This is a genomic window from Amycolatopsis jejuensis (genome assembly GCF_000717335.1).
Classification (GTDB): Bacteria; Actinomycetota; Actinomycetes; order Mycobacteriales; family Pseudonocardiaceae; genus Amycolatopsis; species Amycolatopsis jejuensis.
This window is the reverse complement of sequence record NZ_JNYZ01000005.1, coordinates 314774-333698: the sequence shown is the minus strand read 5'-3', so window position 1 is coordinate 333698 and position 18925 is coordinate 314774. Positions and strand designations below refer to the sequence as shown.

Here is an 18925-nt window from a genome sequence, read left to right as displayed (position 1 = left end):
GACAGAGAGAGGGACTGTGATGGAGATCGTCCGGCTGGATGCCGGTGCCGTGCGGGAGAATGTCTCGATGGCGCGGGCGATCGCGGCCGTCCGGCAGGCTTTCCTGGATTACGGTCGCGGCGAATTCGAGATGCCCCTGCGGACCGCGCTCGCCGACGGGCAGTTCCTGGTCATGACCGCGCACCACCGGCCGAGCCGTTCGGCGATGGTGAAGACGCTCAGCCTCAACTTCGGCTCGCGGACGCCGTCCATCGTCGGCACGGTCACCTGGACCGATCTCGACCGCACCGGCCAGATCGCGGCGGACGCGTCGGCGGTCACCGCCCTGCGCACCGGCGCGGTCAGCGGCGTTGCCACCGACCTCCTCGCGCCCCCGCGCGCCGACACCTGCACTGTCGTCGGCGCCGGGGCGCAGGGCGCGGACCAGGCGCGCGCCGTGCACGCGGTCCGCCCGTTGCGTGAGCTGACCCTGGTGGACCGCGACCTCACCCGCGCCGAAACCCTCGCCGCCCAGCTGGCCGCCGACCTCCCCGGCACCAAGATCGGCGTCTCGTCCGACGCGGAGGAAGCCGTCGCCGGACGGGACATCATCTGCTGCGCGACCACCACCCGCGAGCCATTGTTCCGGGCCGAAGCGCTGACGCCGCAGGCACACGTCAACGCCATCGGTGCCTTCCGGCCGGACATGCGCGAGCTGCCCGACCACCTGCTCGCCACCTCTTACCTTGTGGTGGACGACCTTTCCGCGGTCCTCGAAGAGTCCGGCGAGATCATCCACGCCATCGGAACCGGTACGCTCCGGCAGGACGACCTGGTTCCCCTCAGCGATGCACTGCAGCGGAATTCGTTCCCGGACACCAGAACTGTGTTCAAATCCGTCGGACTTGCCGTGCAGGACTGGGCAATCGCCCGGCTCCTCGCGGACCAGTTCCTGCGCCAAAACGCGGAGACGCCGTGACCGGTACCCGGACCGTCGTGATCGGCGGCGGGATCGTGGGCGCCTACCTGGCCTACGAACGCGCCCGGCGCGGCGACGACGTCGAGGTGCTGGATCCCGGCGCGGGCACCGGGGCGTCGACGCGCAACGCCGGAATTCTGGCCCTCAGCTACGCAAAACCGATGTCGAACCCGCAGTCGCTGCTGGCCGGGGTCAAATCGATCATCGGGCTCGGGCACGACCTGCAGCTCAGCCGTCCGCTGAGCCGGCGCACCCTGTGGTGGATGGCGCAGTTCGGCATCGCGTCCCGGCCGCTGCGCGCACACCGAGCCGCACGCACGATTTATGAGATGACACAAGCAAGTGTACCCCTCTACGACGAGTTTTCCCAGCGAGAGCAAGTGTCTTTGGGCCTGCGCCGCAGCGGATGGCTTTACGTGGCACGAAGCAGCAAGGCACTCCACGGTCAGATCGCGCTGGCGAACAGCCTCGCCGGAATCGGCATTGCCAGCCGGACCATCACTGCCGCCGAACTCCGCGACGTCGAACCATCTCTGGCGGACGGTTTTGTCGGTGGGGTGCAGTATCCTGGGGACATCTCGTTCGACCCAGCTTGCGTAACCACCGCCGTCATCGACGCGGCACGTCGCCATGGCGTGCAGTTCAGCGCCGACGAGGTAGTGAGCGCCGACGTCACCGACGCACGCGTAACGGCTGTCCGCACAGCCGATGGCCGAGTCGTGCGCGCGGACAGGTTCGTGATCGCAACGGGAGCGTCGAGCCGCGCCGTCGGCCGCCTGTTCGGCGTGCGGCTACCAGTGGAGCCCGGCTACGGGTGGAGTCTGGTGCTGCCCACCACCGGCCCACTCGCAACGAGCACACTGATGGGGATCGAGGATCACGTGGTCGTCAACCCAGGCCCGGATTCGGTACGCATCACCGGAGGAATGCGCTTCGGAGGAATCCCCTTGGACAGCAACCGATTCGGGCGTGCACCGTCGGGCACCACCCGGCTCGGCAAAACGGGGACCGCCACTCGGTTCGGAGGTTTGAACGGCAGCACGCAATCCGACGAGCCGCAGACCGGCAACGCCTGGAGCGGGGGCATGCAGACCGACGAGGCACAACCCGCCACCACGCGGACCGCCCGTACGCGATCCACCCGGCCACAGGCCGACAGCACACTTCGACCTGCCGAGCAACCGACCAGCGACACGCGGACCGGCGACACGCCCGCGTCCGAGCCTCAGCCGGATCCCGGTGATCTCGCCGCTCTCCGCCGTGCTGCCGAACGGGTGCTGCCTGCCATCCGCGCGATCGACCATCCCGGGCACGGGCAGGTCGGCGCCCGCCCGATGACTCCGAGCGGATTGCCGATCATTGCCCGGATGCTCGGTAACCTCTTCGCCGTGACCGGACATGGGACGCTCGGAATGACCCTCGCTCCCCGCAGCGCAGTTCTCGCGAGCGATCTGATCGACCGGGCGTCGGAGTAGCACGCACCCGAGCGGACGGTGGGTCAGTCAGGTTGGGCCGCATACCCAGTGCCCGTGCAGGGCAGGCTGATGCCGGCCGAACCCGCCCCGCAGCCCATGCCCGGCAGCAGCCACCCGGAGTCTGTATCCGATTGGCGGCCGTCAGGAGCAGATCACCCTTCCGTTCGGGCCCAATCTGCGCGTACGTGGCCGATATGGCGGCGCGTCAGCTTTTCCAAGCCTCGATGGTCATGGTCAAGAGCCAGGTGGACCATCTGTGCGTGTTCCCGGGTGGACTCGATCAGGCGGCCTGCTTTCGCCAGTCGCTCGAGGCCGTACAGGCGGCTTCGGTTTCGCAGGCTTCGGACCACGTTCACCAGCTGCTCGTTGCCGTGCAGTAGCAGGAAGCGGGTGTGGAACTCGGTGTCCATCTGCATGTACGTGACCAGTTCCGACGTTTCCGCCGCGCGTTCGAGTTCCTCGGTCAGCGGGAGCAGCTCGCGCAGCGCCGTGGCGGTTTCCTCGTCCGTGCGGCGGGCGACTGCGCGCATCGTCGGGACTTCCAGGAGCAATCGGGTTTCCGCCAGCTCGTCCAGTTCGTGCTCGGACACTCCGGTGATCCGGAAACCCTTGTTCCGCATCACCTCGACGAGCCCCTCGCGCGCCAGGTCCAGCATGGCCTCGCGGACCGGGGTCGCCGAGATGCCCATCATTTCCCCGATCATGGGGGCCGGGTAGACCACCCCGGGGCGCATCCGGCCGGAGATGATCGCGGCTCGCAGCGCTTCCACGACCTGTTGCCGGAGGCCTGATTCCCGCGTGACGGAGCCGAGCCGCAGCTGGTCGGCGAGGTAGGTCGCGGTCATTCGGCCTCCGGGGGTCCGCGGGCGGTAGTGCAATAGTACCCAGGGGTACCCGGCCTGCCGACCACCGCAGGCACCAAAACCCGGCGGAACCAAAGCCAAAGCCAGCAAAACGAGCCTAGATCTCCTCCAAAGACCGTCCCCGGGTGCGTTCCCCCAGCAATCCGATCACCACCCCACCGACGACCCCCGCCGCGCACAAAAAGACGAACACCGCCCAGCTACCCAGCCCTCCCGCCAGCCCCGCGATCACGAACGTCGACCCGAATACCCCGATCCGGCTCACCCCGTTGCCGATGCCCAAGCCAAGGCCGCGGAGGCGGGTCGGGAAGATCTCCGGGAGGTAGGTCAGCGCGCAGGCGGTCGCCATCTGCATGAGCAGGACCGTCAGCAACCCCGTCACCACCAGCACATCGAAGTTCCCCACCAGGCCGAACACCAGCAGCAGCGCGGCAATCGCAACGCACAACACCGACAGCACAGTCCGCCGCTCGAACCGGTCGATCACCGCGGTCGCGGCCAGCGCGCCCGGGCAGGCGGCGACCGCGACGATCGCTCCGAACGTCAGGCTCTGCGCGGTCGTGAATCCCCGTTCCACCAGCAAAGTCGGTACCCAGGCGTTGAATCCGTAGAACACCGTGAGCGACAACGTGAGAAAAACAGCGACGACAAGCAACCGCCGAAGGTACGGGCGGGCAAGGAGTTCCCGTGGCGACGCCGGAACAGCCGGAGCGAGCGGGACAACCTCGGGCAGGTCGGTGACCCGGCGGGCCAACGCTTCCACGTCTTCGACCACCGCCCGCGCCCGATCAGTCTCCGCCCAGCGTACCGATTCCGGGAGTACCTTCGCCACCACCAGCGCGACCACCACGCCACCCGCGCCGAGTACGAAAATCCAGCGCCACGAACCGGTTCCCAGCGGGACCACCCAGCGCGCGAACAACGCCATCGCCAGCACGCCGAGCTGTGCGACGGCCAGCGCGAGCGCCTGGATCCGGCCGCGGAGCCGCCGCGGGAACATCTCGGCCAAGTACGTCAGCACCCCCACCAGCGCCGCCTGCAGGCCCACCCCAGTCAGAATCCGGTACGCCCCCAGGTCGGCCTCGCCCACCGCGAAGGCGGACGCCAGCGAGCAGGCCGAGTAGAACAGCGTCGCCCCGACGATCAGGCGTTTCCGGCCGATCCGGTCGGCCAGCCGCCCGCCCACGACCGACCCGGCGAGCATGCCGATGAACGACGCCGCGGTAATGAACCCGACGCCGCCGAGCGACAGTCCCCATTCCTCACGGATTTTCGGCGCGGCATAGGAAAACGCGTTCAGGTCGGCCAGATCGAACATCAGCAGCAGGCCGAGACACGCCAGCCAGACCCGGTGCCGCGGCGTGACCACCGGGATCCGGTCCATCCGATCGCTGAGCCGGTACACCGAGGTCGCGTCCACTCCGGTTCCTCCTCCGATGGCGTATCCACCCGAGTATCGGCAGGACCGGAGCCGGAAACCATCGGTGCTTTGCCTACCGCACTGAGGAAATCACGTACGGTCCACGAAGAGGTCGTACTCCAGCACATCGCCGCCGTAGCGCGAGAAATCGGTGACCCCGGCCGAGCGCAGGACGTCGACGTCCAGCAACGCCTGGCCGGTGAACTCGCGGGAAGGCCGGGCCAGGATCTCCACCGCGGCATCGGCGACGATCTCCGGTGACCGCGCCTTGCCCATCGCCTCGTCGCCGCCGAGGAGGTTCTGGACAGCGGCAGTCGCGATCAGAGTCTCCGGCCACAGGCAGTTCGCGGCAACGCCATCGGACGCGTACTCCGCCGCCCACCCCAGCGTCAGCAGCGACATGCCGTACTTCGCCAGCGTGTACGCGGGATGCTTGCCCAGCCACTCCGGTGCCAGGTTCACCGGCGGGCTCAGCGAAAGAATGTGCGGATTCGTACCCTGGCGCAGGTGCGGCAGGCAGGCCCGGGTGAGCAGGTAGGTACCGCGCAGCTGGATCTGCGTCATCAGATCGAACCGCTTCACCGGCAGCTCCGCCGTGGGCGCCAAGGCAATGGCCGACGCGTTGTTCACGCAGATGTCGATGCCACCGAAGCGTTCCACGGCTTTGGCAACGGCATTGTCCACAGAGGACTCGTCACGGACATCGCCCACCACCGCGAGCGCCTGTCCCCCGGCCGCCTCGATCTCGGCCGCGGCGGTGTGCACGGTGCCGGGCAGGCGCGGGTCGGGGCGGTCGGTCTTGGCGAGCAGCGCGACGTTGGCGCCTTCCCGGGCAGCGGCCAGGCCGATGGCGAGGCCGATCCCCCTGCTGCCGCCGGACATCATCAGGGTGCGTCCGGTGAGGCGTCCACCGGCTGGATTCTCCGTCATCCCGAAACTGTTACACACTGACGACAGCCGTCCCTAGAACGTTAGACCTATGTCACAACACTTCGCCGACAGTCGTCGCGCAGACGTTAAGATGGCGGCATCATGCTCAAGCCCGTCAGCACCAGGTCCGCCCTGCTCACGATGCTGCTCGGCGCGGACGTCCCCGCGCTGACCACCCGCGAGCTCGTCGTGTCCGCGTCCGTGGTCGGCTTCGCCGAACCCACCGTGCGCGTGACGCTGTCGAGGATGACCGCGGCCGGCGACGTCGTCCGCGACGAGGACGGCGCGTACCACCTCTCCGCCCGGCTCGCGGCCCGCCAGCGCCGCCAGGAGGAGGCGGTGCACCCGTCCACCCACGCGTGGGACGGCACGTGGGACCTGGTGGTCGTCACCGCGACCGGCCGCCGGGCCAGCGACCGCGCCGACCTGCGCAGCACCTTGTCCGACCTGCGGTTCGCCGAGCTGCGCGAGGGGACCTGGACGCGTCCGGCCAACCTGAAAATGCGCCTGCCGGGCGACGTCGCCGAGGTCACCGAGCGCTTCACCGGCGCCGCCGTCGAGCAGCCCGCCGAGCTCGCCGGGCGCCTCTGGGACCTGAACAGCTGGGCCACCACCGCCCGCGCACTGCTCGACGCCACCGCGACCGACGACCCCGTGCTCCGCTTCACCGCGTGCGCGACCTCCGGCCGTCACCTCCTCGCCGACCCGGTCCTGCCCGACGACCTCCTACCCGCCGATTGGCCCGGCGACCAGCTGCGGGCGTCACACATCGCGTACAAACGGTGGCTCGTCGAAATGCGGCGCAGCCTTCTCGGCAACCCGGTGACCTGAACGCTTCCCGATGCGCCCGTCCAGGCGGATGCTGGGGGGCACGGCATCGGAGGTGCGGGATGGCAACCGACGTAGCGACGTTCTGTCCGCTGTGCGTGTCGAGATGCGGGGCGACCGCGACCGTCGACAATGGACGGCTCCTTGCCCTGCGCCCCCTGCCCGGACATCCGACCGGACAGGCGATCTGCGTCAAAGGCAAGGCCGCGCCGGAAATCGTCGCGCATCCCGAACGTCTCCTCCACCCACTCCGCCGCACCACCCCGAAAAGCGCGGACGACCCGGGCTGGGAACGCATCAGCTGGGACGAAGCCCTGACCACCATCGCGGCGAAACTCACGGCCATCGCTTCCGAGTCGGGTCCGGAAGCGGTGGTGTTCGGCAGTGCTTCGCCCTCGACGTCGGCAATGTCGGATTCCATCGACTGGCTCGTCCGGCTCCGGCGCGCCTTCGGCAGCCCGAATCTCCTCGGGTATATGGAATTGTGCGGCTGGGGCCGCTATTTCGCGACGATGTACACCTGGGGCGAGCCGGTTCCCGGCGCCTACCTGCCCGATCTCGACCAGGCCGGATGCATCCTGTACTGGGGTTACAACCCGTCGGTGTCCCGGCTCGCGCACGCCACTGCGACCACTGCTGCCCGGCGGCGTGGCGCGAAGCTCGTCGTGGTCGACCCACGTCGTGCCGGGCTCGCCAGCAAGGCCGACCAGTGGTTACGCGTCCGTCCCGGCACGGACGCCGCGCTGGCGCTGGCCATCACCCGCGTGATGATCGAAAACGATTGGTACGACAAGGAATTCGTCGAGAAGTGGACCAACGCGTCCTGGCTGGTCCGCACTGATACCGGCGAGCTGCTGGCCCCCGGTACGACCACCGACGCGCCGACTCGCGCGGTCTGGGACCTGCTGGCCGAAAGCTGCCTGACCCCCGAAGAGGCCGAGCGGATCACTGGCGTCCCGGCCGAGCAGATCGTCGCCGTCGCGCGGCTGCTGTGGGAGGCGCGGCCGGTCGCGTTCTACACCTGGAGCGGGCTGGAGCAGCACAGCAACGCGACCCAGACGGTCCGCGCCATCAGCCAGCTCTACGCCCTCACCGGCTCCCTCGACAAACCGGGTGGAAACGTCCTCTTCACCCCGATTCCGGCCAACCCGATCGACGGCATGGACCTGCGGCCGCCGGGAACGCGCGCCATCGGGGTCGACGACCGGCCGTTGGGCCCGGCGCGGTACGAGTTCGTCACCGGCGAGGACTTCTACCGCGCAGCCTTGGACGGCGTGCCGTACCGCGCCCGCGCGCTGGTCAACTTCGGCGCCAACCTGGTGATGGCCCACGGCGACAGCGCCCGCGGCCGCGACGCCCTCGCCGCGCTGGATTTCTTCGTCCACACCGATCTGTTCCTGAATCCGACTGCAGCGCAAGCGGATCTCGTACTCCCGGCAACGAGCGCGTGGGAGGCCGAGGCGTTGCGAATGGGCTTCGAAACCAGCCAGGCCGCGCAGTCCACTGTCCAATTGCGACAACAATTGGTCGCCCCGCGCGGCGAGGCCAGGTCGGATCTGCGGATCATCTTCGACCTCGCGGTCGCCCTCGGACTGGGCGCGCAGTTTTTCGACGGCGACCTCGACGCGGCCTGGCGCCACCAACTCGCCCCCAGCGGAGTCACGCTCGACCAGCTGCGCGCGGCCCCGGAAGGTATCCGCCTGCCGCTGGAAACGGTCCACCGCAAATACGAGCAACGCGGCTTCCGGACGCCGTCCGGGGTCGTCGAGCTCTACTCGGAAACCCTGCGCCAGCACGGCTACCCTCCGCTACCGACCTACGCCGAACCGTCACTCAGCCCGCTCTCCCGCCCGGACCTGGCCGCGCGTTACCCGCTGGTCCTCACCTGCGCGAAATCGCTGTTCTTCTGCGAAACCCAGCACCGCGAGATCACCAGCCTGCGCAAATCCGCGCCCGAACCGCAGGTCGAACTGCATCCGGACACCGCAGCCGCCCGCAATATCAGCGCCGGTGACTGGGTCCGGCTGGAGACGCCCAAGGGCAGCATCCGCGCGCGGGCGAAGTTCAACGTCAACCTGGACCCGGGCGTCGTCTGCGGCCAGCACGGCTGGTGGCAACCGGCGGGCGACCTGGGACAACCGGGCTACCCGCCGTTCGGCGACGGCAGCGCCAACCTCAACCTCGTACTGAGCCAGACGCCGAGCGACCCGATCAGCGGCAGTTCCCCGCTGCGCGCGTCACTCTGCGAGATCACCCGGGACTGATCGTCAGGAAAGCGTCAGGTGCATGGCCGCGCTGACCGGCCAGAATGACGTCGTGGACAATGCAGTACGGGGGCGGTGATGCGCTACGGGCAGCACTGCCCGGTCGCCGGCGCGGCCGAGATCTTCGGTGAGCCCTGGACGCTGCTGATCGTGCGCGAACTCCTCCACGGCGCCGCCACGCTGCCCGAACTGGCCATTGGACTGCCCGGACTGTCCCGCAGCCTCCTCGGCAAACGCTTGCGACAGCTGTCCGCCGCCGGTCTCGTCACCGTCTCCGGGAGCGTCCCGGTGCACTGCGAGCTCACCGAAGCGGGGCAGGAGCTGGAGGAAGTCCTCGACGTACTCGGCCGGTGGTCCCGGCGGCGGCTGCCGCGGCGAGGTGGCTTCGACCCCGGCGGGCTGCTGCGCGACATCGCCCGCGGAATCGACGTCGGCACCCTGCCTGCGGACCCGGTCAGCCTGCATTTCAGCTTCAGCGAAACCCGGGGCCCGCGCTGGTGGTGGCTGGCCCTTTCGGCGCGCCGGGTGCACGTCACCGCGCAGGACCCGCGGCTGCCGGTGGCCGCCGGGATCACCTGCGCACCGTCGGCGCTGGCCGACGCCTGGCTCGGGCACACCAGCTGGCTCGACGCGGTCCGCGACCGATCCGGTTCAGCGGCGATCGCGAGGCCGTGCGGCGGACGATCGGGTGGCTGGGGACGAACCGCTACTACGCGCCCACGGCGGTACCTGGGTGACCGCGGTGCTGCGCCGGTCCGGTGGATCCGGCCGATCCCGCGGGTCTGGCCGGTTCGCCCGCGAATCATGCGGGTCCGGCCGGTTCCCCCGCGAATCATGCGGGTCCGGGCGGTTCGCCCACGAATCGAACAGCAGGAGCAACCCGGCGAAGGCCACGCACACCAGCCCGACGATCACCGCGCCCAGCGCGATCAGCAGCGCCGCCACGGCCAGCAACGGCACCACGGCAAGCCAGCAGTACGGATCGATCCGGCCGAAGTGCCGCCGCCCGCTCATCCCGCGTCCCGCCCATTGCTCACTATTGCAGTATGCAACACTTTCGCCGGGCATGGGTTTTCCGCGACAGAGGAACCGAACACGATGGCCGTGCAAGTCCTGCTGGTCGAAGACGACGCGATGATCAGCGAGGCGCTCGTCCTCGCGCTCTCGGACGAGGGTTTCGCCGTGACGCCGACGGCGTCCGGGGAAGAAGCGCTGGCAGCGCTGGAAACGGTGCCTGCGGAGGTCGTGCTGCTCGACCTGATGCTGCCCGGAATCGACGGCCTCACCGTGTGCCGCGAGCTGCGCAAGCGGGGCAATCTCCCGGTGATCGTGATCACTGCCCGAACGGACAGCCAGGACGTCATTGCCGGGCTGGAAGCGGGCGCGGACGACTACGTGACCAAACCGCTGGTGGCCGGGGAACTCGCCGCGCGGATTCGCGCGTTGCTGCGCCGGACCGCCCCGGCCCGGCCGGTGCACCTGCGGATCGCGGATCTGCTGCTGCATCCGGACGACGAAAGTGCGTCGCGGGCCGGCACCCGCATCCACCTCACCCGCACGGAATTCCGTCTGCTGTCGGAACTCGCGGCGGCGGAGGGGCAGGTCGTCACGCGGGAACAGTTGCTGCAGCGCGTGTGGGGGCACGACTACTTCGGCGACACCCGGCTGCTCGACGTGCACATCCGGCGGCTGCGCCGCAAGGTCGAGCCCGATCCTGACGCGCCGCGCCTGGTGCTGACCGTCCGCGGAATCGGCTACCGCGTCGAACCGCAGCCGTGAAGCGGACGCTTTCCCTGCGCTGGCGGGTTTCCGCGGTGTTCGGCCTCGGTCTGGTGCTGGTGGTCAGCGTGCTGTCGCTGGCCACGTGGCACCTCACCACCGGGTACATGCTGAGCCAGCGCGAGCAGAGCGCCGACCGGCAGTCCCAGGTCAACGTGCGCCTGGTCGAGGCGGCGATCCGCAGCCGTCCGGACAGCATCGACGAGCTGCTCACGGGGTTCTCCACCGGCCCGGACTCGACGATCCTGGTGTCCCGCGCCGGTGGCTGGCGCACCACGGGCCGTCCGATCGGGCCGGAGACACTCCCGCCCAGCTTGCTTGCCGACGCACCGGCCCGGCAGCGCTTCACCGCCGACGGGATTCCGGTGCTCGCGGTCGCGCTGCCGCTGTCCGACGGCCTGTATGTGGAGCTTTATCCGTTGCTGGAACTGGAAAAGACCTTCCGGTACCTGCGGGTCCTGCTGATCGCCGGAACTGTCGCGTGCGGAATTCTCGGCGTCGGGCTCGGTGCGTGGTCGGCCCGGCGGGCGCTCCGGCCGCTGACGACGTTCACCGAGGTCGCCGCCCGGATCGCGCGCGGCGACCTGCGGGCGCGGCTGCCCGAACAGGCCGACCCTGATCTCGCGCCGCTGGCCGCCACCTTCAACACGACCGCCGAATCGCTGGAGCAGCGGGTGCGCCGGGACGCCCGGTTCGCCGCGGACGTGAGCCACGAGCTGCGGTCGCCCCTGACGACGATGACGACCGTCGCGGAAGTCCTCGACCGCCGCCGCGACACCATGCCCGCGCCCGCGCAGAAAGCCCTGCGGCTGCTGCTGGCCGAACTGCACCGGTTCCAGCGGATGGTGCTCGACCTGATCGAGATCTCCGCGGCGGACCGGCCGGACCCCGCCGACGACCGCGAGCTGGTCGACGTTGTCCCGCTCGTCCGGCACGGCGTCGCGGGTGGACCGCCACCGGTGCTGGACCTGGATCCGGAACCGCTGCTGGTGTCCGCCGATCGCCGCCGCCTCGACCGTGTGCTGGCGAACCTGCTGGACAACGCGTCCCGGTACGGCGGCGGGGCCGTCCGGGTCGCCGCGCACCGGCGCGACGGCGTGATCCGGCTGGAAGTGGACGACGCGGGTGACGGCGTGCCCGCGGACCTGCGCGAACGCGTTTTCGAACGGTTCGCCCGCGGCGTGCACGCCGGTCGCCGCGACTCGGGCGCCGGAACCGGCCTCGGCCTGGCAATCGTCGCCGACCACGTACACCGCCACGACGGCCGGGTATGGGTCGAAGACCGGCCGGGTGGCGGTGCCCGGTTCGTGGTGGAACTACCCGAAGCGCCGGTCTGAACCCGCGATCGTCAGCCGATCGTCAGGTCCGGGCGTGCGGCCGCGGGAAAGAATGGCTCCGAGGGGATTACGGCAGAATCGAGGAACCATGACCGCGGAAGCGTGTGCCGAAGTGAGTGACTGGCTCACCGGCGAATTCGCCGGTCGGTTTTCCCCGGATGCCGTCCGGAGCGTGGTCCGCATTGCCGCCCGGGATCTCGAAGGGCAGATCGTCCCGGAAGCAATGAGCGAAATGCTGCACCGCCTTGCGCGCTACCGCCTTTCCCGGCTCGCGGATGCCGCGTTCGGCAGGTGACCTCAAAACCCGATCCCGTACCCACCATCGACATCGATCGTCTGACCGGTCACATACGACGCTTCGGCGGCCAAGAAACACACCACCGCCGCCACCTCCGAACCCAAACCCAACCGCCGCAAGGGCATCTGCCGCTCCACCGCCGCACGCATCTCCGGCGGAACATCACCGGTCGCGGCGAGGCCGACCCCCATCCCGTCCGCCAGCACACCCGGCCCGACCGCGTTCGCGCGGATACCGAACCGACCCTCCTCCAACGCAACCGCCTTGATCAAGGCCTCGATCCCGCCCTTCGGAACGGACGACAACGCATCCCGTGCGGGGTACCGGCGCAAGGCCATCGTGGTGACCGCGGTGAGTGAGCCCGCGCTGGCGCGCAGGTGCGGCAACGTCGTCCGCACGAGTTCGAAGAATGCGGTGAGTTCCTGTTGTACATGCCGGTGGAATTGTTCCGACGTGAATGTGCTGACGAATCGCTGGTCGACATACGGACCGGACGCATGTACCACCGCGTCCACCCGGCCGAAAGTGTCGATCACCTCGGCGACGAAAGCATCCGCCTCGGCCGCCACCGCGAAATCCGGATTACCCGACAGCGCTTCGCCGCCGAGTTTCTTCTCCACTGCAGCGGCTTTCTCGGCATTGCGGTGATAGGTGAACGCAACACGGAAACCCTTGGCGGCCAGGCCTTCGCAGACCGAGGACCCGACGCCGCCGGTCCCACCGGTGACCAGGGCGACGCGCTGTTCGTTGTGCGTGGAAATGGTGATCCTCCTCAGGAAATTGTTTGCCCGCCGTCGATGACGATGACCTCGCCGGTCATGAAATCCGAGGCCGGGCCGGACAAAGCGACGATCCAGGTGGACAGTTCCTCGGCGGCACCCAGGCGACGGGCCGGGACCGTGCGCAGGATCTTGCGGGTCAGTTCCTCGTCGGCGCGCATTTCCGCGTTCATGTCCGTGCGGAAATAGCCCGGCGCCAGCGCATTGACCTGGATACCGTACCGTGCCCATTCCACCGCCAGCGACCTGGTGAGCCCGATCGCCCCCGCTTTCGACGCCGAATACGCGACGTGGTGCGGAATTCCCTTGAGCCCGAAGTTCGACGCGATGTTGACGATCTTCCCGCCGCGCCCGGCCGCGATCAGATGTCGTCCGGCGGCCCGGGCGGCGAGAAAGGTACCGCGCAGGTTCGTTCCGATGATGGCATCCCATTCCTCCGTGGTCGTGTCGATCATCGGTTTCGACGTGATCACGCCGGAATTGTTCACGAGAATGTCGAGACTGCCGAAATGGTCGGCGGCCTCCGCGATCAGGCCGTCCACCGATTCCTCGGACATCACGTCGGTCGGCCGCGCCCATGCCTCGTACCCGCGCTCGGCCGCTTCGGCCACCACCCGGTCGAGGTCCTCCTTACGGCGGGAAGCGACGACGACGTTCGCGCCCTCGGCACCCAGCGCGTGCGCGAACGCCCGGCCGAGGCCGCGGCCACCGCCGGTGACCACCGCGACTTTCCCCTTGAGCACATCGCTCACGGTTGCTTCCTCTCCTCGGTGGCGGCGGTGACGAGCAGGCGCACCGCCTTCTTGTCGAGCTTGCCCAGGCTGGTCCGGGGAATGCCGTCGCCGAAGCGGACGACGTCGGGAATCCACCACTTCGCCACGCGCGGCGCGAGGTGCTCGCGCAGGGCATCCGCGGAAAGATCCGCGCCGGGACGCAGGACCACGAACGCCGCCGGCCGCTCACCCCAGCGGTCGTCGTCGACGGCGACCACCGCGGCCTCGGCCACCGCCGGATGTCCGGCAATCGCGTCTTCCAGTTCCACGGACGGAATCCACTCGCCGCCGGACTTGATCATGTCCTTGGTCCGGTCGATGATCCGGACGACGCCCTCCGCGGAGATCTCGGCAACGTCCCCAGTACGCATCCACCCGTCCGCGGTGAACTTGTCCGATCCACCGGTCTGCCCGTGGTACCGCGCCGTCACGGTCGCCCCGCGCAGCTGCAGTTCCCCGTCCTCGGCGTCGATCCGCACCTCGACGAACGGCACCGGACGGCCCTGCGACAACCGGATCCGCATCCGATCGCCGCCGGTGGCCGTCGAGCGCACCGGCACGCTGCCGATGGACACGAGCGGGTTCGCCTCGGTCATGCCGAACCCTTGCACCACCGGGACACCCAGCTCGTCGAACCGCGTGAGGAACCGTTCGCTCAACGGCGAACCACCCGCCACGACCATGCGCAGCGACGAAAGGTCCGGCAGTTCCGGCAATTGCGCCACGCCGTGCCAGATCGTGGGCACGCCGGCCGAATACGTCGCCCGTTGCTCGGCAAGAATGCGCACCATGTCCTGCGGTGCCGTGAATGGTCCCGGCATCACCAGTCGCGCACCGGCCATCAGCGACGCGTACGGGATTCCCCACGCATTGGCGTGGAAAATCGGCACGAACGGAACCGTCACGTCCGATTCCGAGAAGGCGTAATAGTCCGGGAGGCTTTCCAGCAACGTGTGCAGCACCGTCGAGCGATGGGTGTACGCGACCCCCTTCGGCAACCCGGTCGTCCCGCCCGTGTAGCACAGCGTGCAGGCCGATTCCTCGGGAATACGGGGGAATTCGAACCGCGGGTCACCGTCGGCGAGGAACTTTTCGTAAGCCTCGCCGAGGACGATCACGTCCGCGGAAATCCGGTCGGTGAACGATTCCTCGGCGAACACAAGCTTCGGCTGGGCGTGTTCGAGAATGTAAGTCAGCTCATCGGTGTGCAGCCGCACATTCAACGGCGTCAGCACCGCCCCGATCGACGGCACCGCAAGGAACAATTCGAGATGCTCCAAGGTATTCCAGGCCACCGTCGCCACGCGATCGCCCACCTGCACGCCGGACCGCACGAGCGCGGACGCCAGCTTGCGTACCCGGGTGACCAGCTCGGCGTAGGTGCGCTCGACGGGGCCCTCGCCGGTGTACCCGACCACCCGCTGGTCGCCGAACATCAGACCGGCCCGCTCGACAATGCTCTTGAGCAGCAACGGTTCGTCCATCATGGTGCCGGGGAACACGACGTCCCCCGGCCCGGTCCACGAAGTCATGGGCACTCCTCAGAGCCGTTCGATGACAGTGGCATTGGCCAGGCCGCCGCCCTCGCACATGGTCTGCAGCCCGAACCGCGCGTCGCGGCGTTCGAGCTCGGACAGCAGGTCGGTCATGATGCGCACGCCGGTGGCCCCGAGCGGATGCCCGAGCGCGATCGCGCCGCCGTTCACGTTCGTCCTTTCCGGACTCCCGCCGGTTTCCGCCTGCCAGGCAAGCACCACCGGCGCAAACGCTTCGTTGACCTCGAACAGGTCGACGTCGGCGAGCCCCAATCCGGCGCGGTCCAGCACCTTCCGGGTGGCCGGGATCGGGCCGGTCAGCATCAGCACCGGGTCGTCGCCCACCACGGTCAGCGCCCGAATGCGCGCTCGCGGTTTCAAGCCGTACCGGCGCACCGCATCCTCCGACGCGATCAACATTGCCGACGCCCCATCGGAAAGCTGGCTCGCCACCGCAGCAGTGATCCGCCCGCCGGGCCGAAGTGGTTGCAGCGTAGCCATTTTCTCCAGGCTCGTGTCGCGACGCGGACCCTCGTCGGCCGTTACCCCGCCCACCGCAACGATCTGCGCGGCGAACCGTCCACTATCGACTGCCGCAGCCGCCCGCCGATGGCTTTCCAGGGCGAATTCTTCGAGCCGACGCCGTTCGAGCCCCCATTTTTCCGCGATCAGCTCGGCGCCGTGGAACTGGGTGATTTCCTCGTCCCCGAACCGCGCGCGCCAGCCGGTGGACCCGCTGAACGGGTCGGGGACCTCCGCCGTCTGCCAGCTGGCCTGCATCGGCACCGTGCTCATGCTCTGCACTCCACCGGCGATCACGAGATCTTGCGTTCCGCTCAACACGCCTTGTGCCGCGAAGTGCACTGCCTGTTGCGAAGAACCGCACTGGCGGTCGATTGTCACGCCCGGCACGGTTTCCGGCAGCCCGGCCGCCAGCCAGCACGTGCGGGCGACGTTGGCGGACTGGGTACCGAGCTGGTCGAGGCAGCCGAAAATGACGTCGTCGACCTCCGCCGGGTCGATGCCCGTGCGCTCGACCAGCGCGGTGAGCACCGCGGCGCCGAGGTCGGCCGGATGCTCTCCGGCCAGCCTGCCGCCACGACGGCCGACCGCCGTCCGCACCGCGTCGATGATGTACGCGCCTGCCATCGCACTCCTACTCGCTCGACTGACCGGGAGCCCTCACCGTAGAACGTGTGGACAAGCATTTCAAGGTCCGACATTTGCCACCGCCTCGCAACACAGCGCGCTCGACCAGCACTGGACCGGGGTGAGTTAAATGTTGGACCTTGAGCTTCCTGTCCAGGTCGCTTACCCTTCGACTCGTCCGCCCGGTCGCAGACACCCCGACGACGTGGTAACCCAGGAGCTCCCCGATGACCTCATCCGGTAACGACCCGAACCGGCGCGAGCTGCGCCGGGTCCTGCTCGCCAGCTACCTCGGCAGCGCGGTCGAGTACTACGACTTCCTGCTGTACGTCACCGCCTCCAGCCTGGTCTTCAACAAGCTCTTCTTCAGCAACCTCTCCCCGGTCGCGGGCACGATTGCCTCGCTCGCCACCCTCGCCGTGGGCTACGTGAGCCGTCCGCTCGGCGCGGTCCTGTTCGGGCACTTCGGCGACCGGCTCGGCCGCAAGTCGGTACTGGTGGTGTCGCTGCTCATGATGGGCGCCTCCACCACGCTGATCGGGGTGCTGCCGACGAGCCAGCAGGTCGGCGCGCTCGCCCCGGTGCTGCTGGTCCTGCTCCGGGTCCTGCAAGGGATTTCGGTCGGCGGCGAATGGGGTGGCGCCTCGCTGATGGCCTTCGAACACGCGCCACCGCACCGCCGCGGTTTCGCCGCCAGTTTCAGCGCCGCCGGTGGCCCGACCGGTACCGCGCTCGCCGCCGGGGTGCTGGGGCTCTTCACGCTCATGCCGCGAGACCAGTTCTTCTCGTGGGGCTGGCGGCTGCCGTTCCTGCTCAGCGCGGTGCTCGTCGGCATCGGCTTGTGGACGCGGCTGCGGATCTCGGAGTCGCCGCTGTTCGTGGCGGAGAAACGCCGGCAGCAGGAAAGCGGCGAGACGCCGAAAATCCCGCTGTGGGAAGTGCTGCGCTCGCCCCGCCCGCTCATTCTCGCCTTCCTTGCGCTGCTGGCGTCGTTCACGTTCAACAGCCTGGTCGGCTCGTTCAGCCTCACGTATTCGCGCGACCACGGCCTCGACGTCTCGGTGGTGCTCGGCATCCAGGTCGTCGGCGGAATTGTCTGTGTAGCAGGCGAAATCCTGGGCGGTGCCGCGTCCGACCGCTTCGGACGACGAGCCGTGCTGGCGTTCGGCGTAATCGTCGGCTCCCTCTTCGCGTACCCGTTCCTGCAGCTGATCAGCTCGGGCGAGACCGGGAAAACGATGCTGGCCTTCGTGGTGATGTACGGCTTCGCGGTCGGACCGCTGTTCGGCCCCACCGGCGCGTACCTCAGCGAGCAGTTCGCGACCCGCTCTCGCTACACCGGGGCGTCGCTCGGCTACCAGAGCGCGTCGACGGTCGGCGGCGGCTTCGTCCCGGTGATCCTGGCGTCGCTGCTGGCCGCGAGCAACGGCGGGCACGGCCTGATCCTGCTGTTCCTGGTCGGGATCGGGGTGCTCAGCCTGCTGGCCCTTGCCGCCGGGAAACGCGTCCCGCAACCGGTGCTCGTCACGGATGACGTCAATGCGTGAACGCCCGCCGGTACGCGGTGGGCGTGGTACCCAGCACGCGGCGGAAATGCAGCCGCAGGTTCGCCGCCGTACCCAGCCCGCTGTCCCGCGCCACCCGGTCCACCGAATGCTCGGTGGTCTCCAGCAGTTCGCGGGCGCGCCCGACCCGGGCGTTGAGCAGCCACTGCAACGGCGTCGTGCCGGTCTCGTCGGCGAACCGGCGCATGAACGTGCGCTGGGACAGGCCCGCGTGCCGGGCGAGGGCGACGAGGGTGAGCGGATCGTCGAGCCGTTCCAGCGCCCAGCCGCGGGTTTCGGCGAGGGTCGCCTCCCCCGCCTCCGCGACCGGCGCCGGTACGTACTGGGCCTGCCCGCCGTCGCGGTGCGGCGCGGCGACCAGGCCGCGGGCGATCCGGTTGGCGACCATCGCGCCCAGGTCGCGGCGGACGATGTGCAGGCACAGGTCGATCCCGCAGCACACCCCGGCCGACGTGAGCACGTCACCCTCGTCGACATAGAGCACGTCACGATCGACCCGCACCTCCGGAAACGTGCGTTCGAGCTCGTCGATGTGCAGCCAGTGCGTGGTCGCGTGCAGTCCGTCCAGTACGCCCGCCGCGGCCAGCGCGAACGCGCCCGTGCAGATCGACACCACCCGCTTGCCCCGGTCGCGGGCGTCGGCGAGGGCTTCCAGCACGGCATCCGGCGGACGCCGGAACGGCGGCTGCGCACCCGGGTCGAATCCGGGTACCACCACCGTGTCGGCGGCCCGGACCTGCGCCAGGCCACCCTCGGCGACCAGGCCGAAACCGGCCGTGGTGGCAACCGGGGAACCCAGCGCGCACACCGTGACCTCGTACGGGGTTTCCGGCCGGGACTGGAAGATCTGCGCCGGGATGGCCAGGTCGAGCGGGGTGAGCCCGTCCAGCGCCAGCACGGCGACGCGGTGCACCGTCATGGCAATAATCTAGCGGAAAGAGTCAATCTTGCCACTCGCCGGTCGGCCTCCGA

At 69.1% G+C, this 18925-nt stretch carries 16 protein-coding genes and 1 pseudogene; 9 read left to right on the top strand and 8 right to left on the bottom strand.

Features of this window, described 5'->3' with window-relative positions; genetic code table 11:
* Window positions 1-19 precede the first annotated feature (19 nt).
* Together OO71_RS08090 and OO71_RS08085 are read left to right on the top strand one after the other, a co-directional pair.
* Window positions 20-958 carry an ornithine cyclodeaminase family protein gene (locus OO71_RS08090; protein WP_033288990.1) on the top strand — a complete coding sequence of 313 codons (939 nt, stop codon included), beginning with the start codon at window positions 20-22 and terminating at the stop codon, window positions 956-958.
* Complete coding sequence (locus OO71_RS08085) at window positions 955-2433, top strand: NAD(P)/FAD-dependent oxidoreductase (RefSeq protein WP_033288989.1); 1479 nt, start codon at window positions 955-957, stop codon at window positions 2431-2433. The genes OO71_RS08090 and OO71_RS08085 overlap by 4 nt, the downstream gene beginning before the upstream one ends.
* A gap of 152 nt (window positions 2434-2585) precedes the next feature.
* Here the strand turns inward: OO71_RS08085 and OO71_RS08080 are convergent, their stop codons facing one another.
* The 3 genes from OO71_RS08080 to OO71_RS08070 all read right to left on the bottom strand — a co-directional run bounded on the left by OO71_RS08080 (window position 2586) and on the right by OO71_RS08070 (window position 5646).
* Window positions 2586-3278 carry a GntR family transcriptional regulator gene (locus OO71_RS08080; protein WP_051791267.1) on the bottom strand — a complete coding sequence of 231 codons (693 nt, stop codon included), beginning with the start codon at window positions 3276-3278 and terminating at the stop codon, window positions 2586-2588.
* Window positions 3279-3393: 115 nt separating this feature from the next.
* On the bottom strand, window positions 3394-4716 hold the full coding sequence (locus OO71_RS08075; RefSeq protein WP_211260460.1) for an MFS transporter: 1323 nt from the start codon (window positions 4714-4716) through the stop codon (window positions 3394-3396).
* Window positions 4717-4806: 90 nt separating this feature from the next.
* Window positions 4807-5646 carry an SDR family oxidoreductase gene (locus tag OO71_RS08070; protein WP_033288988.1) on the bottom strand — a complete coding sequence of 280 codons (840 nt, stop codon included), beginning with the start codon at window positions 5644-5646 and terminating at the stop codon, window positions 4807-4809.
* Window positions 5647-5748: 102 nt separating this feature from the next.
* Between OO71_RS08070 and OO71_RS08065 the strand changes: the two genes are divergently transcribed.
* From OO71_RS08065 to OO71_RS08045, 6 genes and pseudogenes are all read left to right on the top strand, one after another.
* Complete coding sequence (locus tag OO71_RS08065) at window positions 5749-6477, top strand: PaaX family transcriptional regulator C-terminal domain-containing protein (protein WP_051791266.1); 729 nt, start codon at window positions 5749-5751, stop codon at window positions 6475-6477.
* Window positions 6478-6536: 59 nt separating this feature from the next.
* Window positions 6537-8738 carry a molybdopterin-containing oxidoreductase family protein gene (locus OO71_RS08060; protein ID WP_033288986.1) on the top strand — a complete coding sequence of 734 codons (2202 nt, stop codon included), beginning with the start codon at window positions 6537-6539 and terminating at the stop codon, window positions 8736-8738.
* 78 nt (window positions 8739-8816) lie between these two features.
* Window positions 8817-9050 (top strand): annotated as a pseudogene (locus OO71_RS52015) (winged helix-turn-helix transcriptional regulator); the annotation flags it as partial.
* Between the two features lie 786 nt (window positions 9051-9836).
* Window positions 9837-10517, top strand: a complete 681-nt coding sequence (locus OO71_RS49945) for a response regulator transcription factor (RefSeq protein ID WP_033289156.1) — start codon at window positions 9837-9839, stop codon at window positions 10515-10517.
* Window positions 10514-11854 (top strand): sensor histidine kinase, encoded by a 1341-nt coding sequence (locus tag OO71_RS08050; protein ID WP_033288985.1) that lies wholly within the window; start codon window positions 10514-10516, stop codon window positions 11852-11854. The genes OO71_RS49945 and OO71_RS08050 overlap by 4 nt, the downstream gene beginning before the upstream one ends.
* An 88-nt stretch (window positions 11855-11942) precedes the next feature.
* Window positions 11943-12149, top strand: coding sequence for a hypothetical protein (locus OO71_RS08045; protein ID WP_033288984.1), 207 nt, complete (start codon window positions 11943-11945; stop codon window positions 12147-12149).
* Between the two features lie 2 nt (window positions 12150-12151).
* Here OO71_RS08045 and OO71_RS08040 read toward each other — a convergent pair whose 3' ends face one another.
* The 4 genes from OO71_RS08040 to OO71_RS08025 are packed head-to-tail and all read right to left on the bottom strand — an operon-like array spanning window position 12152 to window position 16388.
* The gene (locus OO71_RS08040; RefSeq protein ID WP_281178395.1) at window positions 12152-12883 is read right to left on the bottom strand and encodes an SDR family NAD(P)-dependent oxidoreductase; all 732 of its coding nucleotides are present in this window, start codon (window positions 12881-12883) and stop codon (window positions 12152-12154) included.
* 41 nt (window positions 12884-12924) lie between these two features.
* The gene (locus tag OO71_RS08035; protein WP_033288983.1) at window positions 12925-13683 is read right to left on the bottom strand and encodes an SDR family NAD(P)-dependent oxidoreductase; all 759 of its coding nucleotides are present in this window, start codon (window positions 13681-13683) and stop codon (window positions 12925-12927) included.
* Window positions 13680-15236 (bottom strand): long-chain-fatty-acid--CoA ligase, encoded by a 1557-nt coding sequence (locus tag OO71_RS08030; RefSeq protein ID WP_051791262.1) that lies wholly within the window; start codon window positions 15234-15236, stop codon window positions 13680-13682. Before OO71_RS08030 ends, OO71_RS08035 begins: the two co-directional genes overlap by 4 nt.
* A gap of 9 nt (window positions 15237-15245) precedes the next feature.
* Entirely contained in the window at window positions 15246-16388 is a 1143-nt protein-coding gene (locus tag OO71_RS08025; protein ID WP_033288982.1) for an acetyl-CoA C-acetyltransferase, read from the bottom strand.
* 227 nt (window positions 16389-16615) lie between these two features.
* Between OO71_RS08025 and OO71_RS08020 the strand changes: the two genes are divergently transcribed.
* Entirely contained in the window at window positions 16616-17935 is a 1320-nt protein-coding gene (locus OO71_RS08020; protein ID WP_063740020.1) for an MFS transporter, read from the top strand.
* Here the strand turns inward: OO71_RS08020 and OO71_RS08015 are convergent.
* Window positions 17925-18872 carry a GlxA family transcriptional regulator gene (locus OO71_RS08015; RefSeq protein WP_033288981.1) on the bottom strand — a complete coding sequence of 316 codons (948 nt, stop codon included), beginning with the start codon at window positions 18870-18872 and terminating at the stop codon, window positions 17925-17927. The two genes, OO71_RS08020 and OO71_RS08015, sit on opposite strands and share 11 nt — an antisense overlap.
* Between the last annotated feature and the right edge of the window lie 53 nt (window positions 18873-18925).